At 68.0% G+C, this 20,148-nt stretch carries 17 protein-coding genes; 11 read left to right on the top strand and 6 right to left on the bottom strand.

Translation table 11 applies throughout. The annotated features are described in order from the left end of the window. Positions 1–56: 56 nt before the first annotated feature. Entirely contained in the window at positions 57–1,436 is a 1,380-nt protein-coding gene (locus A5659_RS20505; protein ID WP_067183813.1) for a PPE domain-containing protein, read from the bottom strand. 467 nt (positions 1,437–1,903) lie between these two features. Here A5659_RS20505 and A5659_RS20500 point away from each other — a divergent pair, with 467 nt between their 5' ends. Both A5659_RS20500 and A5659_RS20495 read left to right on the top strand, forming a co-directional pair. Beyond that, positions 1,904–3,070 carry a glycosyltransferase gene (locus A5659_RS20500; protein ID WP_067183810.1) on the top strand — a complete coding sequence of 389 codons (1,167 nt, stop codon included), beginning with the start codon at positions 1,904–1,906 and terminating at the stop codon, positions 3,068–3,070. A gap of 59 nt (positions 3,071–3,129) precedes the next feature. Then, a complete protein-coding gene (locus tag A5659_RS20495; protein ID WP_067020623.1) occupies positions 3,130–4,173 on the top strand; it encodes a bifunctional 2-polyprenyl-6-hydroxyphenol methylase/3-demethylubiquinol 3-O-methyltransferase UbiG in 1,044 nt (347 codons plus the stop codon). A gap of 13 nt (positions 4,174–4,186) precedes the next feature. On the opposite strand, the gene A5659_RS20490 is transcribed toward A5659_RS20495, so the two are convergent. Further along, a complete protein-coding gene (locus A5659_RS20490; protein WP_067020655.1) occupies positions 4,187–5,677 on the bottom strand; it encodes an FAD-dependent oxidoreductase in 1,491 nt (496 codons plus the stop codon). 63 nt (positions 5,678–5,740) lie between these two features. Further along, positions 5,741–6,550: a hypothetical protein gene (locus tag A5659_RS20485; protein WP_066876749.1), complete on the bottom strand. Its 810-nt coding sequence runs from the start codon at positions 6,548–6,550 to the stop codon at positions 5,741–5,743. Positions 6,551–6,705: 155 nt separating this feature from the next. Here A5659_RS20485 and A5659_RS20480 point away from each other — a divergent pair, with 155 nt between their 5' ends. The 3 genes from A5659_RS20480 (at position 6,706) to katG (ending at position 10,819) form a co-directional block, all read left to right on the top strand. After that, on the top strand, positions 6,706–7,992 hold the full coding sequence (locus tag A5659_RS20480; RefSeq protein WP_066876747.1) for an Ig-like domain-containing protein: 1,287 nt from the start codon (positions 6,706–6,708) through the stop codon (positions 7,990–7,992). Positions 7,993–8,087: 95 nt separating this feature from the next. Further along, on the top strand, positions 8,088–8,528 hold the full coding sequence (locus tag A5659_RS20475) for a Fur family transcriptional regulator (protein WP_156749292.1): 441 nt from the start codon (positions 8,088–8,090) through the stop codon (positions 8,526–8,528). A gap of 50 nt (positions 8,529–8,578) precedes the next feature. After that, positions 8,579–10,819 carry a catalase/peroxidase HPI gene (gene katG / locus A5659_RS20470; protein WP_066863153.1) on the top strand — a complete coding sequence of 747 codons (2,241 nt, stop codon included), beginning with the start codon at positions 8,579–8,581 and terminating at the stop codon, positions 10,817–10,819. A 182-nt stretch (positions 10,820–11,001) separates the two neighbouring features. Here the strand turns inward: katG and A5659_RS20465 are convergent, their stop codons facing one another. After that, positions 11,002–11,820: a DUF1906 domain-containing protein gene (locus A5659_RS20465; RefSeq protein WP_067183806.1), complete on the bottom strand. Its 819-nt coding sequence runs from the start codon at positions 11,818–11,820 to the stop codon at positions 11,002–11,004. A 321-nt stretch (positions 11,821–12,141) separates the two neighbouring features. On the opposite strand from A5659_RS20465, the gene A5659_RS20460 reads away from it, so the two are divergent. The 3 genes from A5659_RS20460 to A5659_RS20450 are packed head-to-tail and all read left to right on the top strand — an operon-like array spanning position 12,142 to position 15,207. Continuing rightward, positions 12,142–13,392: a glycosyltransferase family 4 protein gene (locus A5659_RS20460; RefSeq protein ID WP_066863159.1), complete on the top strand. Its 1,251-nt coding sequence runs from the start codon at positions 12,142–12,144 to the stop codon at positions 13,390–13,392. After that, entirely contained in the window at positions 13,386–14,144 is a 759-nt protein-coding gene (locus A5659_RS20455) for a class I SAM-dependent methyltransferase (RefSeq protein WP_066863162.1), read from the top strand. The genes A5659_RS20460 and A5659_RS20455 overlap by 7 nt, the downstream gene beginning before the upstream one ends. Further along, positions 14,131–15,207, top strand: a complete 1,077-nt coding sequence (locus A5659_RS20450; RefSeq protein ID WP_067183802.1) for a prenyltransferase — start codon at positions 14,131–14,133, stop codon at positions 15,205–15,207. Before A5659_RS20455 ends, A5659_RS20450 begins: the two co-directional genes overlap by 14 nt. 12 nt (positions 15,208–15,219) lie before the next feature. Here the strand turns inward: A5659_RS20450 and A5659_RS20445 are convergent, their stop codons facing one another. After that, positions 15,220–15,882, bottom strand: coding sequence for a class I SAM-dependent methyltransferase (locus A5659_RS20445; protein ID WP_067141630.1), 663 nt, complete (start codon positions 15,880–15,882; stop codon positions 15,220–15,222). Positions 15,883–16,001: 119 nt separating this feature from the next. Between A5659_RS20445 and A5659_RS20440 the strand changes: the two genes are divergently transcribed. The 3 genes from A5659_RS20440 (at position 16,002) to A5659_RS20430 (ending at position 18,934) form a co-directional block, all read left to right on the top strand. Next, positions 16,002–16,700, top strand: coding sequence for a cutinase family protein (locus tag A5659_RS20440; RefSeq protein ID WP_156749291.1), 699 nt, complete (start codon positions 16,002–16,004; stop codon positions 16,698–16,700). Between the two features lie 78 nt (positions 16,701–16,778). Beyond that, on the top strand, positions 16,779–18,263 hold the full coding sequence (locus A5659_RS20435) for a UbiD family decarboxylase (RefSeq protein WP_067183799.1): 1,485 nt from the start codon (positions 16,779–16,781) through the stop codon (positions 18,261–18,263). Continuing rightward, positions 18,263–18,934, top strand: coding sequence for a UbiX family flavin prenyltransferase (locus A5659_RS20430; RefSeq protein WP_067183795.1), 672 nt, complete (start codon positions 18,263–18,265; stop codon positions 18,932–18,934). The genes A5659_RS20435 and A5659_RS20430 overlap by 1 nt, the downstream gene beginning before the upstream one ends. Here the strand turns inward: A5659_RS20430 and A5659_RS20425 are convergent. Further along, positions 18,931–20,082, bottom strand: a complete 1,152-nt coding sequence (locus tag A5659_RS20425) for an LLM class flavin-dependent oxidoreductase (protein ID WP_066863176.1) — start codon at positions 20,080–20,082, stop codon at positions 18,931–18,933. The two genes, A5659_RS20430 and A5659_RS20425, sit on opposite strands and share 4 nt — an antisense overlap. Between the last annotated feature and the right edge of the window lie 66 nt (positions 20,083–20,148).

The raw sequence follows: 20,148 nt of genomic DNA, 5'->3' as shown, positions 1-20,148 counted from the left end.
GTAACACCCGTACCGCGCCGCCATGGCTGATTGACCGGTGAACCGTTGTGCCCGGATCAGCTCGGCAGCAGGCGCTTTTTCTGCTCTTCGAATTCCTGCTGCGTCAAAATCCCCGCGTCACGCAGCGACGCGAGTTCGCGCAACTCGGCGGCGATGCTGGTGATGGGACCCCCGGCCACAACCTGCGGCGCGGCCGGCTCGTTCGCCGGGTCCTTCTTCGGCTCGCGCTTGGCCTTGCCGGCGTCGGCGGTCCGGGCCCGCTCGCGACCCAGCGCACCGCCGGTGCCGGCCATTGCGCGCCCGGCCATGCTCGCCACGGCCATCTCGCCGAACAGGCTCCCGGCGCCGCTGGGCGCGGCCGCGGCGGCCGCCTCCGCGGCGGCACCGGCGGTGGTGGTCGGAAGCACCAGGGCGGCCGGGCGAATTGCCGGGGCGGCCGCTGTCCAGCCCGGCGGCACCGAGAGGCCGCCGACCGTGTTCGCCTGGCCCAGGCCCGCCGACGCCAACGTTCCGAAGCCCCCCGCCGGGTTCGTGATGACCGGAAACGGCGACGGCGGCACGGCGCCCGTGCCCGGCCAGGACTGCACCCCGGCCCAACCACTCACGATGTCGTCGGTGTGGAAACCGGTGAGCGCGCCGGCGATGTCGAAGGGAAGCGCGATCGCGGCCGAGGGCGAGTCGACGCCGAGGCCGGCGACGGCGGCCGGCGCGTCAAGGAAAACCGTGATGAGGTCGGCCTCGAGGTTCAGCAGGTCGGTCGCCGACGTCGGGTCGACGGCGGCCGGGCCGAACGCGGCGCTGCTCAGCAGGTTGGGCACCGCGGAGAACGACTGCTGGGCCACGGCATTACGCGTGCTACCGGCCGCGGTGCCGGTGGCCTGGGCTACCGCCTCGGATTGCGCGACGTCGGAGTTGGTCGTCTGGTCGGGTGGGGTGAACGGGGTCAGCCGCGTCGCCGCGGCGGTAGAACCCGCGTAGCCGAACATGGCCCCGGTGTCGCGCGCCCACATCTCGGCGTATTCCGCCTCGGTCGTGGCGATCGCGGGCGTGTTCTGCCCGAGAACGTTGGTGGCGACGAGCGTTGCCAGCAGGGTGCGGTTGGCCGTGACCACCGGGGGCGGCACCGTCTCGGCGAACGCCGTCTCGTAGGCGAACGCCGCGGTTCTGGCCTGGTTGGCGGCCTCTTCGGCCTGGGCGCCGGTAGCCCGCATCCAGTCCAGGTAGGGGGTGATCGCGGCGACCATGGACGCCGCCGACGGGCCCACCCACGGGCCGGAGGTCAAAGCCGTGATCTCGGCCTCGTATGAGGTCGCGGTCGATTGCAGCGCGGCGGCCAGTTCGTCCCAGGCCATCGCGGCGGCCAGCATCGGTCCCGACCCCGGACCGGCGTACATCCGCGCGGAGTTAACCTCCGGCGGTAGTACCGCGAAGTCCATGTCGTTCTCCTCCGATTGCCTTCACTGACCGCGAGGGCCTCGACGACCTCGATGCGCGTCGTATGGGGATAACCAGCCGAGCAGCAAACAAATCGCATTCCCTCCGGTGCTGCCAGTGCCGCGAACGAAGACGGCCGAATAAGACCGTCCCCAGCGCTAGCGGACCGGTCTTACGCGTTGCAGGTGCCCCCACGTCAACGATTACAGCGAAACTGTTGCCGTGGGTTAACGATAGGTTACCTGCACATGACGGCGGAAACTCACAAGGGTTCTGCTCGTATTGCGCAAATCACTCTCAGCGGGCTCTCAACGGCATCTGCCCGGGCCGCGCTCGCCGCTCCCGCGCAGTTGCCCGCAGCCTGCCCGTCGACAAATCCGTGGTCAGCGGGGTAGGCGCGCGCCCAGCAAGTCGGGCGGCCCTCCCTTCTGCTTGGATTTGATCCCATCCCCGCGAGTGAGGTCTGTTGATGAAAATTGTGCTGGCCGGCTACGGCAGCCGCGGCGACGTCGAGCCCTGCGTTGCCGTCGCCCGCGAGCTGCGTGGGCGAGGACACGACGTCGTGATCGCGGTCCCGCCCGACAAGCTCGACGTGGCCGAGTCGGTGGGGCTTGCTGCGGTCGCCTACGGGCCCGACAGCCGCGAGCAGATCAACATGGCCACCACCTTCGTCCGCAACGTGCAGAACCCGATGAGCGCGTTGCCGCAAGTCATCGAGCGGGTCACCACCGTGTGGACCGGCAAGAGCGAGACGCTGGCCTCGTTGGCGGCCGGTGCCGACCTGCTGGTGGCCGGGATGAACGAACAGCGGCTCGCCGCCAACGTCGCCGAACATGTCGGCATCCCACTGGCGGCGCTGCACTTCTTTCCCGCCGAGACGTTGGAACTGGGCCGGCTGCAGTCGGACGTCACCAGCGCGGCCGAGGGCGCGCAGCGGCGGGCGCTCGGACTGCCCGGCACCCCGTCGGCGCAATCGCCGGTGGAGATCCAGACCTACGACGAGCTGCTGGCGCCCGAGCTGGCCAAACAATGGGCCAGGTCGGGATACCGGCGGCCCTTCGTCGGGTCGCTGACCCTCGGTCTGCCCACCGACGCCGACGACGAGGTGTTGTCCTGGATCGCCGACGGGACGCCGCCGATCTATTTCGGATTCGGCAGCACGCCCGTCACCTCCCCCGCCGAGACCGTCGCCGTGATCAGCGCGGCCTGTGCGCAGATCGGCGAGCGGGCGTTGATCTGCAGCGGCCCAAACGATTTCACCCATATCCCGGCCGCCGACCACGTGAAGATCGTGGAGACGGTGAACCACGGCGCGGTGTTTCCGGCCTGCCGTGCGATCGTGCACCACGGCGGTGCCGGCACCACCGCCGCGGCCCTGCGGGCGGGCGTGCCCATGCTGATTCTCTGGCTGTGGCTCGATCAACCGATCTGGGCCGACGCGATCGGCAAGCTGGAAGTCGGCGTGGGACGGGCGTTCTCGGCCTCCACCCTGGACTCGTTGGTTGCCGACCTGCGCTCGGTGCGTTCTGCGCACTACCTCAGCCGCGCCAGGGAGGTCGCCACCCGGCTGAGCAAACCCGCCGAAAGCGTGGCGGCGGCGGGCGACCTCCTCGAAGGCGCCGCCCGCGGGGCGTAGCGGAGCGCCGGTTCATCCGAGCGGTGGTGCAAAGCCGGAAGGTCGTGTAGAAGGTTCTGGTGCAGGATCCGCCGAATGCGTCGTTCGACCCGCTGATGCTGCGCGAAGCGATGATCAGGCGGCTGTATCGGCGCTTGTCGGCCGAGGGCCACATCAGGGTGCCTGCGGTGCCGGCCCTGATCGACGAGTACGTCGCGCTGTGCGGCAACGTCTGCGCCACCCTGGGCGTCTGGTACACCCCCGAAAACTCCGCGCGGCTGCGGGCGGCGCTGGAAGTCGAGTTGGCGAAGGCCTTCAAGGCCTCCCCCCGTTCGGAGGTATTGATCTCGTATCAGGCTCCGTTCGGGACGGACGTAAATTTTCGGGTCCAAGCGGACTGGCGCACGGTCGAGGCTGATTACGACCAGTGGGTGCAGGTCCGCCCGCCGCCGTTGTTCGGCACCGAGCCGGATGCACGCGTGCTCGCCCTGGCGGCCGAGGCGGCCGACCCTTCGGCCTATCGGGTGCTGGACGTCGGCGCGGGCACCGGACGCAACGCGCTGGCCCTGGCCCGGCGCGGGCATCCGGTCGATGCGGTCGAGATGACCGCCAAGTTCGCGGAGGTGATCGTCGCCGACGCCGCCGGCGAATCGTTGAGCGTGAACGTCATTCAAAGCGATGTCTTCACCGCGATGGAGGGTGTACGCGAGCGCTATCAGCTCATGGTGCTCTCGGAGGTGGTGTCCGACTTCCGCACGACGCGCGAGTTGCGCGGCATGTTCGAACTCGCCACCGAATGCCTGGCGCAAGGCGGCCGGCTGGTGTTCAACACCTTCCTGGCTCGCGACGGCTATGTCCCCGACGACGTCGCCGTGCAATTCAGCCAGCAGTGCAACAGCATGATTTTCACCCGCGACGAGGTGGCCGCCGCGGCGGCCGGCCTGCCCCTCGAACCGATCGCCGACGACTCCGCGTACGAATACGAGAAGGCCCGGTCGGCTTCGGACGCCTGGCCGCCCACGGGATGGTTCGAGGGATGGGCCGGCGGCCTCGACGTGTTCGACGTCGAGCGTGGCGACTCCCCAATCGAATTGCGCTGGCTCGTCTTTCGCAAGACGGGCTGAGTCGGGCGCCGGTCTACGAGGTCAGATCGCGGGTGGCCGGCCCTTCCAGCAAGGTGCCGTCGGGCGCGAACCGCGACCCGTGCAGCGGGCACTCCCACGCCTTGTCGGCGTCGTTCCAGTTCACGATCCCGCCGAGGTGCGTGCACACGGGTGAGACGCGATGCTCGGTCCCGTCGACGCGGCAGCGCGCCTCCAAATGCCATGGCGGACCGCTCACCACGCCGCCTTCCCCGTTGACGGGGCTGCGGCGGTGAGTCCGTATCGACGGGGTGATCCAGCCCTTCGTCAGGTTGAAGCCGACCTCGAGGTTGGCCTGCAGGGCGGTCGTCAACCCGGTCAACTCGTGCGGACTCCAGCTGGCGAACGCGCGGGCCCAGTCCATCCGCCCGCCCAGGATGCGGCTCGACAGTGCCAGCGCCGCGGCGGCCCCGTTGGTCATCCCCCACTTGTTGAAACCCGTTGCGACAAAGATGGTTTCGCTGTTCGGCAGGATCGGACCCACATAGGGTAGATGGTCGATCGGGGTATAGTCCTGCGCCGACCAGAAGTGGGTCTGCACGGCGCCCGGGTAGTGCTTGCGTGCCCACGCCGACAGTTCGTCGAGCGCCTGGGACGGACTCTTCTCGCGCCCCACGGTATGACCGGCGCCGCCCACGATCAGCCGCTCCCCGTCCGCGACCGGGGCGTACCGCACCGAACGGGTCGGCGAGTCGGTGGAGATCATCATCGGGCGGGTGATGTTGCCCGGAACCTTGAAGGCCAGGCAGTAGGACCGGCTGGGCTTCACCCGAGCGAAATAACCGCCGCGATCCAGGATCGGGATGCCGGTGGCCAGCACCAGCTGGCGAGCCTGCAGTTCGACGTCCCGCTCGGCGGCGTCGTTGACCTGCACGCGGACCTGCTTGCCGCGCCAGGAGACCCGACGCACCCGGGTGTGCTCGACCAGCCGTCCGCCGCGGTCGAGCAGCTCGACGGCCAGCGAGTCGAGGAAGGGCATCGGGTCGAACTGCGCCTGGTCGGCCAGCCGCACCCCGCCGTGATACGGGAACGGGACGTCGGCGTCGTCGTCCCACACCGCCGGCAGGCCCACCGCCTGACACGCGGTCAGTTCGGCACGCGCCCGCGGGACGCCCCGCACCGACTGGGCGTAGGTGTAAGCGTCCTCGCGCTGCACGGCGACGCCGTTGGCCTCGCAGTGCGCCAGCACCCACTCCTGGCCTTCGCGGTTGCCGTCCACGTACGCGCGCGCGAGGTCCCGGCCATGCCGCGGTAGCACCTTGGAGAGCTGACTGCCTTGCAGCAGGCTGATTTTGGCGGTGGTGTTCCCGGTCGCGCACGCCCCCACCGTGCGCGCCTCCAGCACCAGCACGTCCTTGCCGGCGCGGGCCAGTAGGACGGCCGTCATCAGGCCGGTGATGCCGGCGCCCACCACGATGACATCGGCGGACACCGAACCTTGGTCAAGCCGGCTTGCGGTCCAGGGCTGTTCGCTTCGTTCTGTCATCCACAAAGAGGTCACGGCTTTGCTGATACCCCGGCCCGGCCCGTGGAAACGCACCCGGCGGGCTCACGCCCGCTTCAACCGCGCTTTGGCCTCCTTCACCGACTCCGCGGCGGCTCGGCTCACCTGCCGCGCCTCGTCGTAGTCCGTTTCGGCGCGGTCGAGTTCCCGTTCGGCCGCCCGCAACGCCCGCGCCGCATCGTCACGACGCCGGCGGGCGCCATCTCGTTCGGCTTGTCGCAGCGACAACGCGTCATCGGCCTCGGCCTTGACGCGTTCGGCGGTGTCGACGGCCGCGCTCAGTTTCTCGCGCCGTTCGGTTTGCGCCTTGGCGTCCGCCGACCGCTTCGGAGCCGGGGCGCCGGGGCGCTTCGCCGGTTCGCTCGGAGTCCCCGCCGGTTCCGGCGCGGCCTCGCCGAAGCCACCGAAACCCGACCACTGCTCGGGCCGGGTCAACCGGCCCAGGCGGTCCCCGATCTGCGGGTCGGCGATGGCGGCCTGCAGCGTGCTGGTGAGGTCTTCGCGCACCGCCGCCGACGGTTGCTTGAGATCGGCCTCCTCGAGCGCCTTGCGGGTGAGCTCGTCGATGAGTTTGCGTTGCTCGGCCGTCAGGTCCCGGATCCGTCCGCCATCCATCGCCGCATGCGCGGCGCGCAGTCGCTCCCCGAGGTCGGCGAGTCGCCGCCGGGTGTCCGCGTGCCGCAGCGCCAGCCGGTTGACGACCCAGGCGGCCGTCGTCGGTTTGTTGGCGGCGGAAATCCGTTTCGCCGCGGCGGTATCGCCGCGCTGTTTGGCGGCGGCGGCCAGTTTGGTGCGTTGCGCGGTGAACTCCTTCGGCGCCACCTCATAGAGGCTGTCGAGTTCGTCATCGGCCATGACGCCATGATCTCGCGCGCACGCCGGTTGCCGGCCCCGGTTACCCCGGGCGGTTTAAAAACCGCATGTCGCGGGATACCTCACCTACAACATCGACTTCGCCGGGCAGAATTCTCAGGCCTGCGAGAACCAGAAAGCAGGGATTCGGCAGCTTCATGATGTCCAAGAACAGCGATCAGTTCGTCGGCCGGATCCTGCGGGTCAGCCGGCCTCGCCGACTCTTGCTCGCGGTCTGCGTGATCGTCGCCGCGGTGGCCGCGATATACGTTGTGTCGACCACACATTGTCTGGGCGCTCACTGCGGGCAGGGCGGCGCGCCCGCGAAAACCGCTGGGCCGGCGCAGATAACGATCACTCCCGCCCCCGACTCGCATGACGTCGACCCGGTCGCCCCGGTCACGGTCAAAGCCGAGAACGGAACCCTGACCGGTGTCGAGATGGTCAACGAGAGCGGCAAGCCGATCGAGGGCGTCATGACACCCGACAACACGGTGTGGAAGCCGACGGTCCCGCTGGGCTACGGACGCACCTACACCCTGACCGTCACCAGCAGTGGCGTCAGTGGTGTTGCGGCCAAGCAGGTTTCGTCGTTTTCCACGCTGAAGCCGTCCAATCAGACCAAGGTGTCGTTCACCGCCACGTCGGAGGCCGCGCTGCGCGACGGCGGCACCTACGGCGTCGGAACGGTGATCGTGGCGCACTTCGACGAGAAGATCGCGGATCGCGCCGCCGCCGAGCGACAACTGTCGGTGACCACAAACCCGAAAGTCGAGGGATCCTGGTACTGGGTCGACGACCAGAACGCTCATTGGCGGCCCGAGCACTACTACGCGCCCGGCACGACCGTCACCGCGGAGGCGAAGATCTACGGAATAGCGTTGGGCGACGGCCTGTTCGGGCAGGACGACACCAAGGTCTCGTTTCGGATCGGCGACGCACACGTCTCGATCGCCGATGACGCCACCCACCAGGTCAGCGTCTTCGACAACGGAAACCTGGTGCGCACGATGCCGACCAGCATGGGAATGGGCGGCACGGAAAACGTCGGCGGCAAGACTATCTCGCTGTGGACCCCGTCCGGGGTCTACACGGTGCTGGACAAGGGCAATCCCGTCATCATGGACTCCTCGACCTTCGGCCTACCCAAGAACTCCCGGCTCGGATACCGCGAAACCATCAACTGGGCGACCAAGATCAGCAGCGACGGCATATATCTGCACGAACTCGACGCGACCGTATGGGCCCAGGGCCACCGCGACACGTCGCATGGCTGCCTGAACCTCAACGCCGACAACGCGAAATGGTTCTTCGACTTTTCGGTACCGGGCGACGTAGTCGAGGTCCGCAACAGCGGCGGGCCACCGCTGACGCTGGCCCAGAACGGCGACTGGACGCTCAGCTGGGACGACTGGCGCAAGGGCAGCGCCCTGAAACCGACCTGAGCCCGCAGGTGATCCACCTCATTCGTCGCCTCGTGTTGTGCCCCACTTCACAATAAACTCTTGACTCGTTCCAATTAAGGCGTCATATTGGTGGCGTGTCATCGACGGCCGATTACGCGGGCAGGTTGCGGATGGCCGATCTGCGGGTCACCCGGCCCAGGGTTGCCGTGCTGGAAGCCGTGGACGCCAATCCGCACGCCGACACCGAGACGATCTTCTCGGCGGTACGGGTTGGCCTGCCCGATGTTTCGCGTCAAGCCGTGTACGACGTGCTCAATGCGCTGACCACCGTCGGTCTGGTTCGGCGCATCCAGCCCCTGGGCATGGTCGCGCGCTACGAATCGCGCGTCGGCGACAACCACCACCACGTCGTGTGCCGATCCTGCGGGATCATCGCCGACATCGACTGCGCCGTCGGTGACGCTCCCTGCCTGACGCCCTCGGACGACGACAACGTTCTCGATGGCTTCGTTCTCGACGAGGCCGAAGTCATCTACTGGGGCCTGTGTGCCGATTGCTCGACGACAGGTTCTTAGATCACAGCCCGTGATCGCAGCCCGATTCACCCACCCTCGAAAGGAATGCTGTGTCATCTGATACATCCGCCAGCCGCCCTCCCCAACCCGACGCCGGGTCGGCTAGCAACAGCGAAAGCGAAAACCCAGCAATCCCTTCACCGCAGCCCAAGTCGAGCGCCCCGCGGACCAACCAGGACTGGTGGCCCAACCAGGTCGATGTGTCGCGCCTGCACCCGCATGCTCCCCAGTCCGACCCGCTCGGCGAGGACTTCGACTACGCCGAGGAGTTCGCCAAGCTTGATGTCGAGGCGCTCAAGGCCGACATGATCAAGCTGCTGACCACCTCGCAGGACTGGTGGCCCGCCGACTACGGCCACTACGGTGGCCTGTTCATCCGGATGAGCTGGCACGCCGCCGGCACCTACCGCATCTATGACGGCCGCGGTGGCGGCGGCCAGGGCATGCAGCGCTTCGCTCCGCTCAACAGCTGGCCGGACAACGCGAGCCTGGACAAGGCGCGCAGGCTGCTGTGGCCGCTGAAGAAGAAGTACGGCAACAAGATCTCCTGGGCGGACCTGCTGCTGTTCGCCGGGAACACGGCCCTGGAATCCATGGGGTTCAAGACGTTCGGCTTCGCCTTCGGCCGCGAAGACGTCTGGGAGCCCGAGGAGATTCTCTTCGGTGAAGAGGAAGAGTGGCTGGGAACCGACAAGCGCTACTCGGGTGAACGCGACCTCGCGCAGCCCTACGGTGCCACCACCATGGGTCTGATCTACGTCAATCCGGAAGGCCCCGAAGGCAAGCCGGACCCGGTCGCGGCGGCGATCGACATCCGCGAGACCTTCGGCCGGATGGCGATGAACGACGAGGAGACGGCCGCGCTGATCGTCGGCGGCCACAGCTTCGGCAAGACGCACGGTGCCGGCGACGCCGACCTGGTCGGTCCGGAACCTGAGGCAGCCCCGATCGAACAGCAGGGGCTGGGCTGGAAGAGCTCGTTCGGCAGCGGCGTGGGCAAGGACGCCATCACCAGCGGCCTCGAGGTGGTCTGGACGCCGACGCCGACCAAGTGGGACAACTCCTTCCTGGAGACGCTGTACGGCTACGAGTGGGAGCTCACCAAGAGCCCCGCCGGGGCCTGGCAGTTCACCGCCAAGGACGGCGCGGGCGCCGGGACCATTCCGGATCCGTTCGGTGGGCCGGGGCGCGCCCCGACGATGCTGGTCACCGACATCTCGTTGCGGGAAAGCCCGATCTACCGCGACATCACGCGGCGCTGGCTGGACCACCCCGAGGAGCTGGCCGACGCCTTCGCCAAGGCGTGGTACAAGCTGCTGCACCGCGACATGGGACCGGTCACCCGCTTCCTGGGGCCGTGGATTCCCGAACCGCAGCTGTGGCAGGACCCGGTGCCGGCCGTCGACCACGCGCTGGTCGACGAGACGGACGTTGCGGACCTGAAGAGCAAGGTCCTGGCGTCCGGTCTCTCCGTTCAGCAGCTGGTCAAGACCGCCTGGTCGGCCGCGGTCAGCTACCGCAACACCGACAAGCGCGGTGGCCCGAACGGCGGGCGGCTGCGACTCGAGCCGCAGCGGAGCTGGGAGGTCAACGAGCCCTCCGAACTCGACAAGGTGTTGCCCGTGCTGGAGCGGATCCAGCAGGACTTCAACGCCTCGGCCTCCGGCGGGAAGAAGATCTCGATCGCAGACCTGATCGTGCTGGCCGGTTCCGCGGCGGTCGAGAAGGCGGCCAAGGACGCGGGCTACGAGATCTCGGTGCATTTCGCCCCCGGGCGCACCGACGCCTCGCAGGAGAGCACCGACGTGGAGTCGTTCGCCGTGCTCGAACCGCGGGCCGACGGGTTCCGCAACTACGCGCGGCCCGGCGAGAAGGCCCCGCTCGAGCAGCTCTTGTTGGACCGGGCCTACATGCTGGGTGTGACCGGTCCGGAGCTGACGGTGCTCGTCGGCGGGCTGCGCGCGCTGGGCGCCAACCACGGCGGCAGCAAGCACGGTGTGTTCACCGACCGGCCGGGCGCGTTGACGAACGACTTCTTCGTCAACCTGCTCGACATGGGCACCGAGTGGAAGGCCTCGGAGACCGCGGAGAACGTCTACGAAGGGCACGACCGGGCCTCCGGCGAGCTCAAGTGGACCGCGACCCCGAATGACCTTGTGTTCGGCTCGAACTCGGTGCTGCGCGCGCTGGCCGAGGTTTACGCCCAGGACGACAACCACGGCAAGTTCGTGGAGGACTTCGTCGCGGCGTGGGTGAAGGTCATGAACAACGACCGGTTCGACCTCAAGTAAGACCCGGTCACCGGCAAGAAACGGCACCCCGCGAGCCATGCGCTCGCGGGGTGCCGTTCCTTCATGCCGCCCTCTTTCATGGACGATGCGCCCGCGATCTCGCGACACGTAAACCACGCACACGACACGCCGCGATCGGTCGCCCTGGTTTATGTCTCGTGTGGCGGAGAAGGATGTCCAGGTCAGCGATCCAGGTCCCACTGCCCGAAATCGGCGGCGAGGACATCGTCGACGTCGACATTGATGCCGCCCAGCAGCGGGCCCGGATTTCCCGGGCTGTTGACGACCGTTTGGTAGAGCACAGCGGCGGGTTCGCGCTCGCCGTGCGACCACGACCTGGTCTGCCACGCCCACTGGTGCCCGGCGCTGGTGGACGGCCCGATCACCCCGTCCCTGATGGCCCACCCGCACGCCCGGGCATGCCCGTAGATGCCGGTGCGACCCACACCCAGCACCGAGTTGATGCCTCGAAACCATTGGACGGCAACGCTATTCCACGTGTTGGCGTCGATGTCATCGTCGACGCTGAAAAAGATCGGGGCCGAGTTCGGGCCGCCGGCCGCCGAGTGCAGCTGCATGGCCGTGTGGGCGTCCGCGACGCCGCCGTCATAGCCGCGGGTGAGATCCGACGGGTCCGGCCAACCGGGCTTGCCGTATTGGAAGTTGCTGACGATATGCAGGCCCGCCGCGCGCAGCGCATCGGCGTACTCCCGGGTCAGCGGCTTGGCTTCGAAGTTGGCACCCGGCCGCGACTGCGACACGTAGTTCACCACGCCGTCATAGCCCCCCGACTTGATCTCCTCCGGTGCGATCCTGCGCTCGGCGAAATCGATCAGCCTCATGCCGGCCGCCGAGGCTTTCGGGGCGGCGGGGCTTGCCGCCACCGCGCCCAGGCTGAGCAGGGCCGGCGCCACGACATAGGCGCCGGCGTATTTGAGGACCTCGCGCCTCGACGGCGACCACCGATCGCCGCGTCCACCCGGTCCGGCCGAATCCCGCACCGCGCGATGGTAACAAAAGGCACGGGCCTTCCTCAGAGCGATCTTCGCCGGTCAGCGCCGCTGGGCCGAGGCGCCTCGCGTGCGGAACCGACCGGTCGGAAAGCGGGCGGACACCGGCCAGTGGCATGATCTTTGCGTGTCGGACATCCCGGGGGCCGCCTGCGCGAGGGACGGTGGGTTTCCGGCTCGTTGCGCACGATTAGGTGATCGAACTATAGTCTGGACACATGTCCAGTTTGCTGTCGCGGAGTTCGGGAGTCCGTTGACCGCGATGTATTCGGCGCCATTCCGCGGTCATTTTCCAGCAAAGAAGAGTTGAGTATGCGAATTGCCCTGCTGTCCTACCGTAGTAAGACACATTGCGGCGGACAGGGCGTCTACGTGCGCCATCTCAGCCACGGCCTGGTGGAGCTCGGCCACGACGTCGAGGTGTTCTCCGGCCAGCCGTATCCCGACCTGCTCGACCCGCGGGTCCGGCTCACCGAAGTGCCCAGCCTCGACCTGTACCGGGAACCCGACCCGTTCCGGGTGCCGCGGCCCAGCGAGATTCGCGACTCGATCGACCTGCGGGAATTGCTCACCACGTGGACCGCGGGCTTTCCCGAACCGCGGACGTTCACGATGCGGGCCGCGCGGTTACTTGCCCAGCGCACAGCCGATTTCGACGTCGTCCACGACAACCAGAGCCTGGGCACCGGATTGCTGCGCATCGCCGAGGCGGGACTTCCCGTGGTGGCCACCGTGCACCACCCGATCACCCGCGACCGGGTGCTGGATCTGGCGGCAGCGCGATGGTGGCGAAAACCGTTGGTGCGCCGCTGGTATGGGTTCTTGGACATGCAGCAGGAGGTCGCCCGCCACATCCCCGACCTGTTGACGGTCTCCTCGTCGTCCGCGTCCGACATCATCGCCGACTTCGGCGTCGCGCCCGACCAACTTCACGTGGTGCCGCTGGGCGTGAACACCGAACTGTTCAAACCGGGATCGGGCCCCCGCGAGCCCGGCCGCATCATCGCGATCGCCAGTGCCGATACCCCGCTCAAGGGCGTCCGCACCCTGCTGCAAGCGGTCGCCCGGCTGCGCACCGTGCGTGATCTCGAGCTGCGGCTGGTTGCCAAGGTGGAACCCAACGGCCCGACCCACAAACTCATCGCCGAACTCGGGATCTCCGACATCGTGCACATCACCAGCGGGCTGTCCGACGCCGAGCTGGCCGCCCTGTTCGCCTCCGCGGAGGTCGCCTGCATTCCGTCGCTCTACGAAGGCTTTTCGCTCCCAGCCGTGGAAGCCATGGCCAGCGGCACCCCGATCGTCGCCAGCCGGGTCGGTGCCCTGCCGGAAGTCCTCGGGACCGACGGTGCTTGCGCCGAACTGGTGCCGCCCGCCGACGTCGATGCGCTGACCCACGCGCTCGGTGAACTGCTGGACTCACCGGAAAAGCGCCGCAGCCTCGGGAAGGCGGGACGAACCCGCGCCGTCAACGTCTTCAGCTGGGAAGCCGTGGCCGCGCAAACCGTTCGGGTCTACGAGCGGGCGATCGCACGCAACGCGCAGAGCGAAGCGCCATGCTGACAGTCGATTTCGACCGGCTGGGGATCGGACCGTCGAGCAAGGTCATCGACGTGGGTTGCGGAGCCGGCCGGCACGCGTTCGAAGCGTATCGCCGCGGCGCCGACGTCGTGGCCTTCGATCGCGACGAGGCCGAATTGCGTTCGGTGGACACCATTTTGCGCGCGATGGCCGAAGCCGGCGAGGCGCCCGCCGGTGCCTCGGCGAAGGTGGTCGTCGGTGATGCGCTGAAGTTGCCCTACGCCGACGAGACGTTCGACTGCGTCATCGCTTCGGAGATCCTGGAGCACATTCCCGACGACGACGTGGCGATCGCCGAGCTGATCAGAGTGCTCAAAGCCGGTGGCACGCTGGCGGTCAGCGTCCCACGGTGGCTGCCCGAGCGCCTGTGCTGGTTGCTGTCCGACGAGTACCACGCCAACGAGGGTGGCCACGTACGCATCTACCGGGCCAGCGAGCTGCGCGGCAAGATCGCCCGCGACGGAATGGCACTGACCCACACCCATCACGCCCATGCGCTGCACTCCCCCTTCTGGTGGCTCAAATGCGCTGTGGGAGTGGAGAACACCGACCACCCCGCGGTGACCGCCTACCACAAGCTCCTGGTTTGGGACCTGATGCAGCGGCCCAAGATCACCCAGCTGGCGGAGTCGCTGCTCAACCCGCTGGTGGGCAAGAGCGTAGCGATGTACTTCGTCAAGCCGCAGGAGGCGAAAAGCCAGGCGACTGAGGGATATTCAGTTGCATCGGTCTAGTGTGCCAGCCGTTGCGGGGGTGTTGACTCCCGAGCAGTGCCGCCAGACCGCGCTTTCCATCGCCGCCGCACAGGAATCGACTGGTGCCATCCCCTGGTTCGAGGGCGGGCACACCGATCCGTGGGACCACATCGAGTGCGCGATGGCGCTGACCACCGCCGGACTGCTGGAGCCGGCGCGCGCCGCGTTCGACTGGAGCCGGCGCACCCAGCGCTCGGATGGATCCTGGCCCATCCAATTCCGGTCGGGGGTCATCGAAGACGACAACAGCGACAGCAATTTCTGCGCCTACATCGGCGCCGGGGTGTGGCACCACGTGCTGGTCACCGGCGACGAGTCATTCGCGGCGGAAATGTGGCCGGTGGTGCACAAAGCGATCGACTTCGTCATCGACATGCAGGTCGGGTATGGCGAGATCGGTTGGGCCCGAAGCGAAGCCGGTGTGTTGCCGGAGGCCCTGCTGACCGGGTGCTCGAGCATCTACCACAGCATCCGCTGTGCGCTTGCCCTGGCCGCGTTGGTCGGCGACCCGCAGCCGGAGTGGGAGTTGGCGCTCGGCCGTCTGGGGCACGCTATCTCCGCGCATCCCGAGGCGTTCACCGAAAAGGACCGCTACTCGATGGACTGGTACTACCCCATCCTCGGTAGCGCCTTGCGTGGCCCGGCGGCGGCCGCGCGCATCAAGCAGCGTTGGGATGCCTTCGTGGTCGACGGCCTGGGCATCCGGTGCGTCGGCGACCGCCCGTGGGTGACGGGCGCCGAAACATGCGAGCTGGTGATGGCGCTGGACGCGATCGGACAGCACTCCGACGCCTACCGTCAGTTCGCCGCGATGCAGCATCTGCGCGAGGATGACGGATCTTATTGGACGGGACTGGTTTTCGCCGACGGCAAACGGTGGCCGGAAGAGCGCACCACATGGACGGGCGCGGCCGTGATCTTGGCGGCGGACGCCCTGTCGAACACCACCGCCGGTGCGGGCATCTTTCGCGGCGACGAGCTGCCACCGGGTTTGCAGACCGACTTCGACTGCGAATGCGTGGTCACCGGCCCCGGCCGGTAAGCCCCGGGCTGGCTAGACCCGCTCCCCCGGCTGACCGCTGACTCGTTCGAGCAGCCGCAACGATCCGGTGGCCGATACCTCCCGGAACTGTCCGGAATCGAGTGCGCGGCAGTAGATGTAGTAGGGCGGGCGCCCGCCGTCCTTCGGGTCGGGAAATACGTCGTGGATGACCAGCGCCCCGCCGGGGGCGACCCACTTGGCCCAGCCGTCGAAGTCCTGGTTCGCGGCGGCTTCGCTGTGGCCGCCGTCGATGAACAGGAACTGCAGCGGCGCCCGCCACGCCCGTGCCACCAGCGGCGACTTGCCGACGATCGCGACGACGTGTTCGTCCAACCGGGCGGTGTCGAGCGCCCGGCGAAACGTCGGCAGCGTGTCGAACAGGCCCGTCACCTCGTCCACCATCGACGCGTCGTGATACTCCCACCCGGCCTGGTGCTCCTCGGACCCGTGGTGGTGGTCGACCGTGTAGAGCACGCTGCCGGTTTGTTGGGCGGCCGCACCCAGCAGCAGGGTGGATTTGCCGCAGTAGGTGCCGATCTCGACGCCCAGACCGCCGCCGAGATACCGCAGCGCGGCGTCGTACAGCGCGCGCCCCTCGTCGGCCGGCATGAAACCTTGTACCTGCTCGGCCAGCGCGAACAAGCGCTCGGGCGCACTCGCGTCGACGTGACTCATCAGCTGAACCTATCGCCTCGATCGCCGCTGCCGACACCGTGGTCGCTGTTCGCGCTCAGCGATCACCGGAGCTCTGTTGACCGGGTGTGCGGCGGCCAGAGCGCCTTCGCCTTACCATCATGGACGTGCGCGCCTTGCTTATCCGCAAATTTGCTGGTGTCGGACTCGCCGCGGTCATGGCCGCGGCCGCCGCGTTGCTGCCCGCCACGGTGCTGACGCCCGGGGCCCCGGGGGCGGCGCCACCGGCCGCGGCCGCGAACTGCCCGCCGGTACAGGTCGTGTTCGCCCGGGGGCGCAACGAATCGCCGGGGCCGGGTGTGCTGGGCAACGCGTTCATCAGCGCCCTGCGGTCCAAGGTGAACAGGACCGTGGGCGTGTACGCCGTGCAATATCCCGCCGACACCGAGGTCGCCCAGGGCGCCAACGACATGAGCCACCACATCCAGGACATGGTCAACAGCTGCCCAGACACCAGGTTGGTGCTGGGCGGTTATTCGCTGGGCGCGGCGGTCACCGACGTTGTGCTGGCGGCGCCCATCGGCGCGTTCGGTTTCGACAGCCCGCTGCCGCCGGGCATCGATCAGCACGTCGCCGCCGTCGCCCTGTTCGGCAATGGCAGCCAATGGGTGGGTCCGATCACCAACTTCAGTCCCGTCTACAACGACCGGACCATCGAGTTGTGCCACGGTGCCGATCCCATCTGCAATCCCGCCGACCCGAACACGTGGAAGGAAAACTGGCCGCAGCACCTCGCCGGGGCCTACATCGACGCGGGCATGGCCAATCAGGCCGCCGACTTCGTCGCCAGCAAGCTCTGAGTCAGGCGGCCGCCGCTTGCGTTTAGCCCGGCACAGACGGGTATTAGGAACTCCAGGTGCGCGCGGAGGGACTAGCCATTGCCGGATGACCAGATCGTCGACCTCAGATCCGCGCTGGCGCTACTGGCGCGCCACGACAAGCAGCTGATCGAGACCGACCATCCGATCGACCCGATCGGGGAACTCGCCGGCGTCTACCGCCGCATCGGCGCCGGCGGCACCGTCGAACGACCGACGCGCATCGGACCGGCCATGATCTTCAACAACGTGACCGGCTTTCCGGGCTGGCGGGTGCTGGTCGGGTTGATGGCCAGCCGCAAACGCGTCGGCATCCTGCTTGAGTCGCCGGCCGACCGGCTCACCCAACGCATGGCCGATGCCTACGAAAACGCCTTGGGCCCAGCGGATTTCACTGGCCACAATGCGCCCTGCCAAGAGGTGGTCCATCGCGCCGATCACCCGGACTTCGATCTGCGTACCCTGCTGCCCGCGCCCACCAACACCGACCTGGACGCGGGGCCGTACTTCTGCCTGGGTTTGGTGCTGGGCAGCGACCCCGAACTGGGCACCGATGTCACCATCCACCGGCTGTGCGTGCAGGGCCGTGACGAGATGACGATCTTCTTCGCACCCGGCCGCCACATCGACGCCTTCCGGCAACGCGCCGAGGCCGACGGACGCAAGTTCGAGATCACGGTCAACATGGGCCTGGACCCGGCGATCCCGCTGGGCGCCACGTTCGAGGCGCCCACCACCCCGCTCGGCCACGACGAGCTCGCCATCGCCGGCGGCTTGCGCGCCAAACCCGTCGAACTGGTCAAGGGCGTCACGGTCGACCAGAAGGCGATCGCCACGGCCGAGGTCGTCATCGAGGGCTACATCATCCCCGGCGAACGGCAGGCCGAAGACCAGAACACCCACACCGGGCACGCCATGCCGGAGTTCCCCGGCTATGACGGCCCGGCCAACCCGGCCTTGCCGGTGATCAAGGTGACCGCGGTGACCACCCGCACCGATCCGATTCTGCAGACCCTGGTGGGCCCCGGCGAGGAGCACGTCAGCCTCGCCGGAATCCCCACCGAGGCCAGCATTTTCCACGCCCTGCACGCCGCCATGCCCGGCTTCGTCACCGACGTCTACTCCCACAGCGCCGGCGGCGGTAAGTTCCTGGCCGTCCTCAAGTGCAACAAGACCAAGGCCTTCGATGACGGCCGCGCGCGCCAAGCCGCGCTGGTGGCGTTGGGCGTCTATTCGGAACTGAAGAACGTCATCCTGGTCGACGGCGACGTCGACATCTTCGACAGCGACGACGTGCTGTGGGCGATGCAGACCCGGATGCAGGGCAACCGCGACATCGTCACCATTCCCGGGGTGGCCGGTCATGTTCTGGACCCGACCCAGCAGCCCGAGTACGACCCGACGCTGCCGGCCAAGGGCACCACGTGCAAAACGATTTTCGACGCCACCGCACCGTTTCGCATGCAAGCCCAGTTCGAACGGGCGCACTTCCGCGATGTCGACCCCCGCCCGTATGCCCCCGATCTGGACTTGGAGTATCCGTGATGACCCAGCCGAACCAGCCCGACCGCGTCATCGTGGGCATCACCGGAGCCACCGGAATCGTCTACGGCGTGCGGGCGCTCGATGTGCTGCGCAGCGTCGGCATCGAAACCCACCTCATCGTCACCCGTGCCGGGCACCTGACCCGCGCCTACGAAACCGATCTCACCCGGGAGCAGATCGAGGCCCGCGCCGACCACGTGTACAGCGTCACCGACGTCGGCGCCCCCATGGCGTCGGGTTCCTTCCTGACGCGGGGCATGCTGATCGCGCCCGCATCGATGCGCAGCGTGGGCGAGATCGCCAACGGCGTGTCCAGTTCACTGCTGTCCCGGGCCGCCGACGTCGTCCTCAAGGAGCGTCGCCGCCTGGTGCTCATGGTGCGCGAGGCGCCGCTGAACCTGATCCACCTGCGCAACATGGCGACGATCAGCGAAGCCGGCGGCACCATCTTCCCGCCGGTGCCGGCCTTCTACTTCCGGCCCACCAGCCTCGAGGACATCGTCGATCACTCCGTCGGCCGGGCCCTGGACCAATTCGGCATCCACACCGACGTCTTCCCGCGCTGGGACGACGACCTGCGCCGGACCGTGATGCAACACGAGATGCAACACGAAACGCCGGAAGTGCCGGAATCGCAGGAAGCACCGGAAGTGCCGACGGGCCACGCCTAACGCAGGTTGGTGGGGTTGAGGTCGTCGGGCATCTGCTGGCCGGCGTCCTCGTAGGCCTTCTTGATCGCGGCCATCGCCGGCGCGCCGTAGTCGCGCTTCTTCGCGACCACCATGTCGTAGCTGGCGCGCAGCGAATCCAGCTGGCCGCGGAATTCGGGAATCACGTGGCGGCCCATCAATTCGTAGCTGCGCAGCGTGGCCTCGCGGTCCGCCCAATCCCCGGCCAGCACCAAAAAGCCCCCGAACCCGCCGGTGATGTTCTGCAACCGGTGCAGGGCCTCGATCATGTCGTCGGGTGTGCCCACGATGGCGGCGTCCTCTTCGATCTCCTGCTCGAGCGTGTAGTCGTTCTTCAGCCCGGCGACCCGTTTGAAGTATCCGACGCGTTCGGCCTCGCGCCCCTCGATCACCTCGGACTTGGCCTGTTCGCGGGTGGGCGCGAGATGGGCCCGGATCACCAGGCGCCATTCGTCGCGGCGCAGCTGCTTGCCGCTTTCGGCGGCGGCCTTCTCGCCGAGCGCCCAGTGCGCCGCCAGGTCCTTCTTGCCGCCGATCAGGCCGGCGCCCAGCGATAACACCCCCACGCCGTGCGTGCCCGCGGCCGTCATGCCCGACGGCGAGGTGCTGGACGCGACGGCGATCGGCATCGACCCGTTGACCGGAAGCAGCTGCAGCCGAGCCTCATTCAGGGTGAACCAGTCGCTGTGATGGGTGACGACCTCACCGGCGAGCAGCCGGATGATCACGCCCAGGGCCTCGTTCATCCGCGGGCGCTGCGTGCTGGGATCGATGCCCATCATCGTGGCGTCGGAGATCAGCGCCCCGGGCCCCACGCCCAACATGGCCCGGCCGTGGGTCAGGTAGTCGAGCTGCACGAACCGGTCGGCCACCATCATCGGGTGGTGATACGGCAGGCTGACGACGCCGGAGCCGAGCTTGATCCGCCGGGTCCGTTGCCCGGCGGCCGCCAGGAACATCGCCGGATCGGCGATGTTCTCCCATGCCGCCGAGTGGTGCTCGCCCACCCACGCCTCGTCGAAGCCCCACCGGTCGCACCATTCGATGAGCTCGAGGTCCCGCTCGTAGGTGGTCAACGGGCTCTCGCGGACCGGGTGGTAGGGCGCGATGAATGTTCCGAACCTCAACATGCCGTCCTGCTCCTATGATCTACGTCAACGTTCATGTTCAACTGATGACCAGTAAGGGGCGCCTCG

This window comes from Mycobacterium sp. 1165196.3 (genome assembly GCF_001673415.1).
Taxonomy (GTDB): domain Bacteria; phylum Actinomycetota; class Actinomycetes; order Mycobacteriales; family Mycobacteriaceae; genus Mycobacterium; species Mycobacterium europaeum_A.
This window is presented reverse-complemented; position numbering and strand designations above follow the sequence as displayed.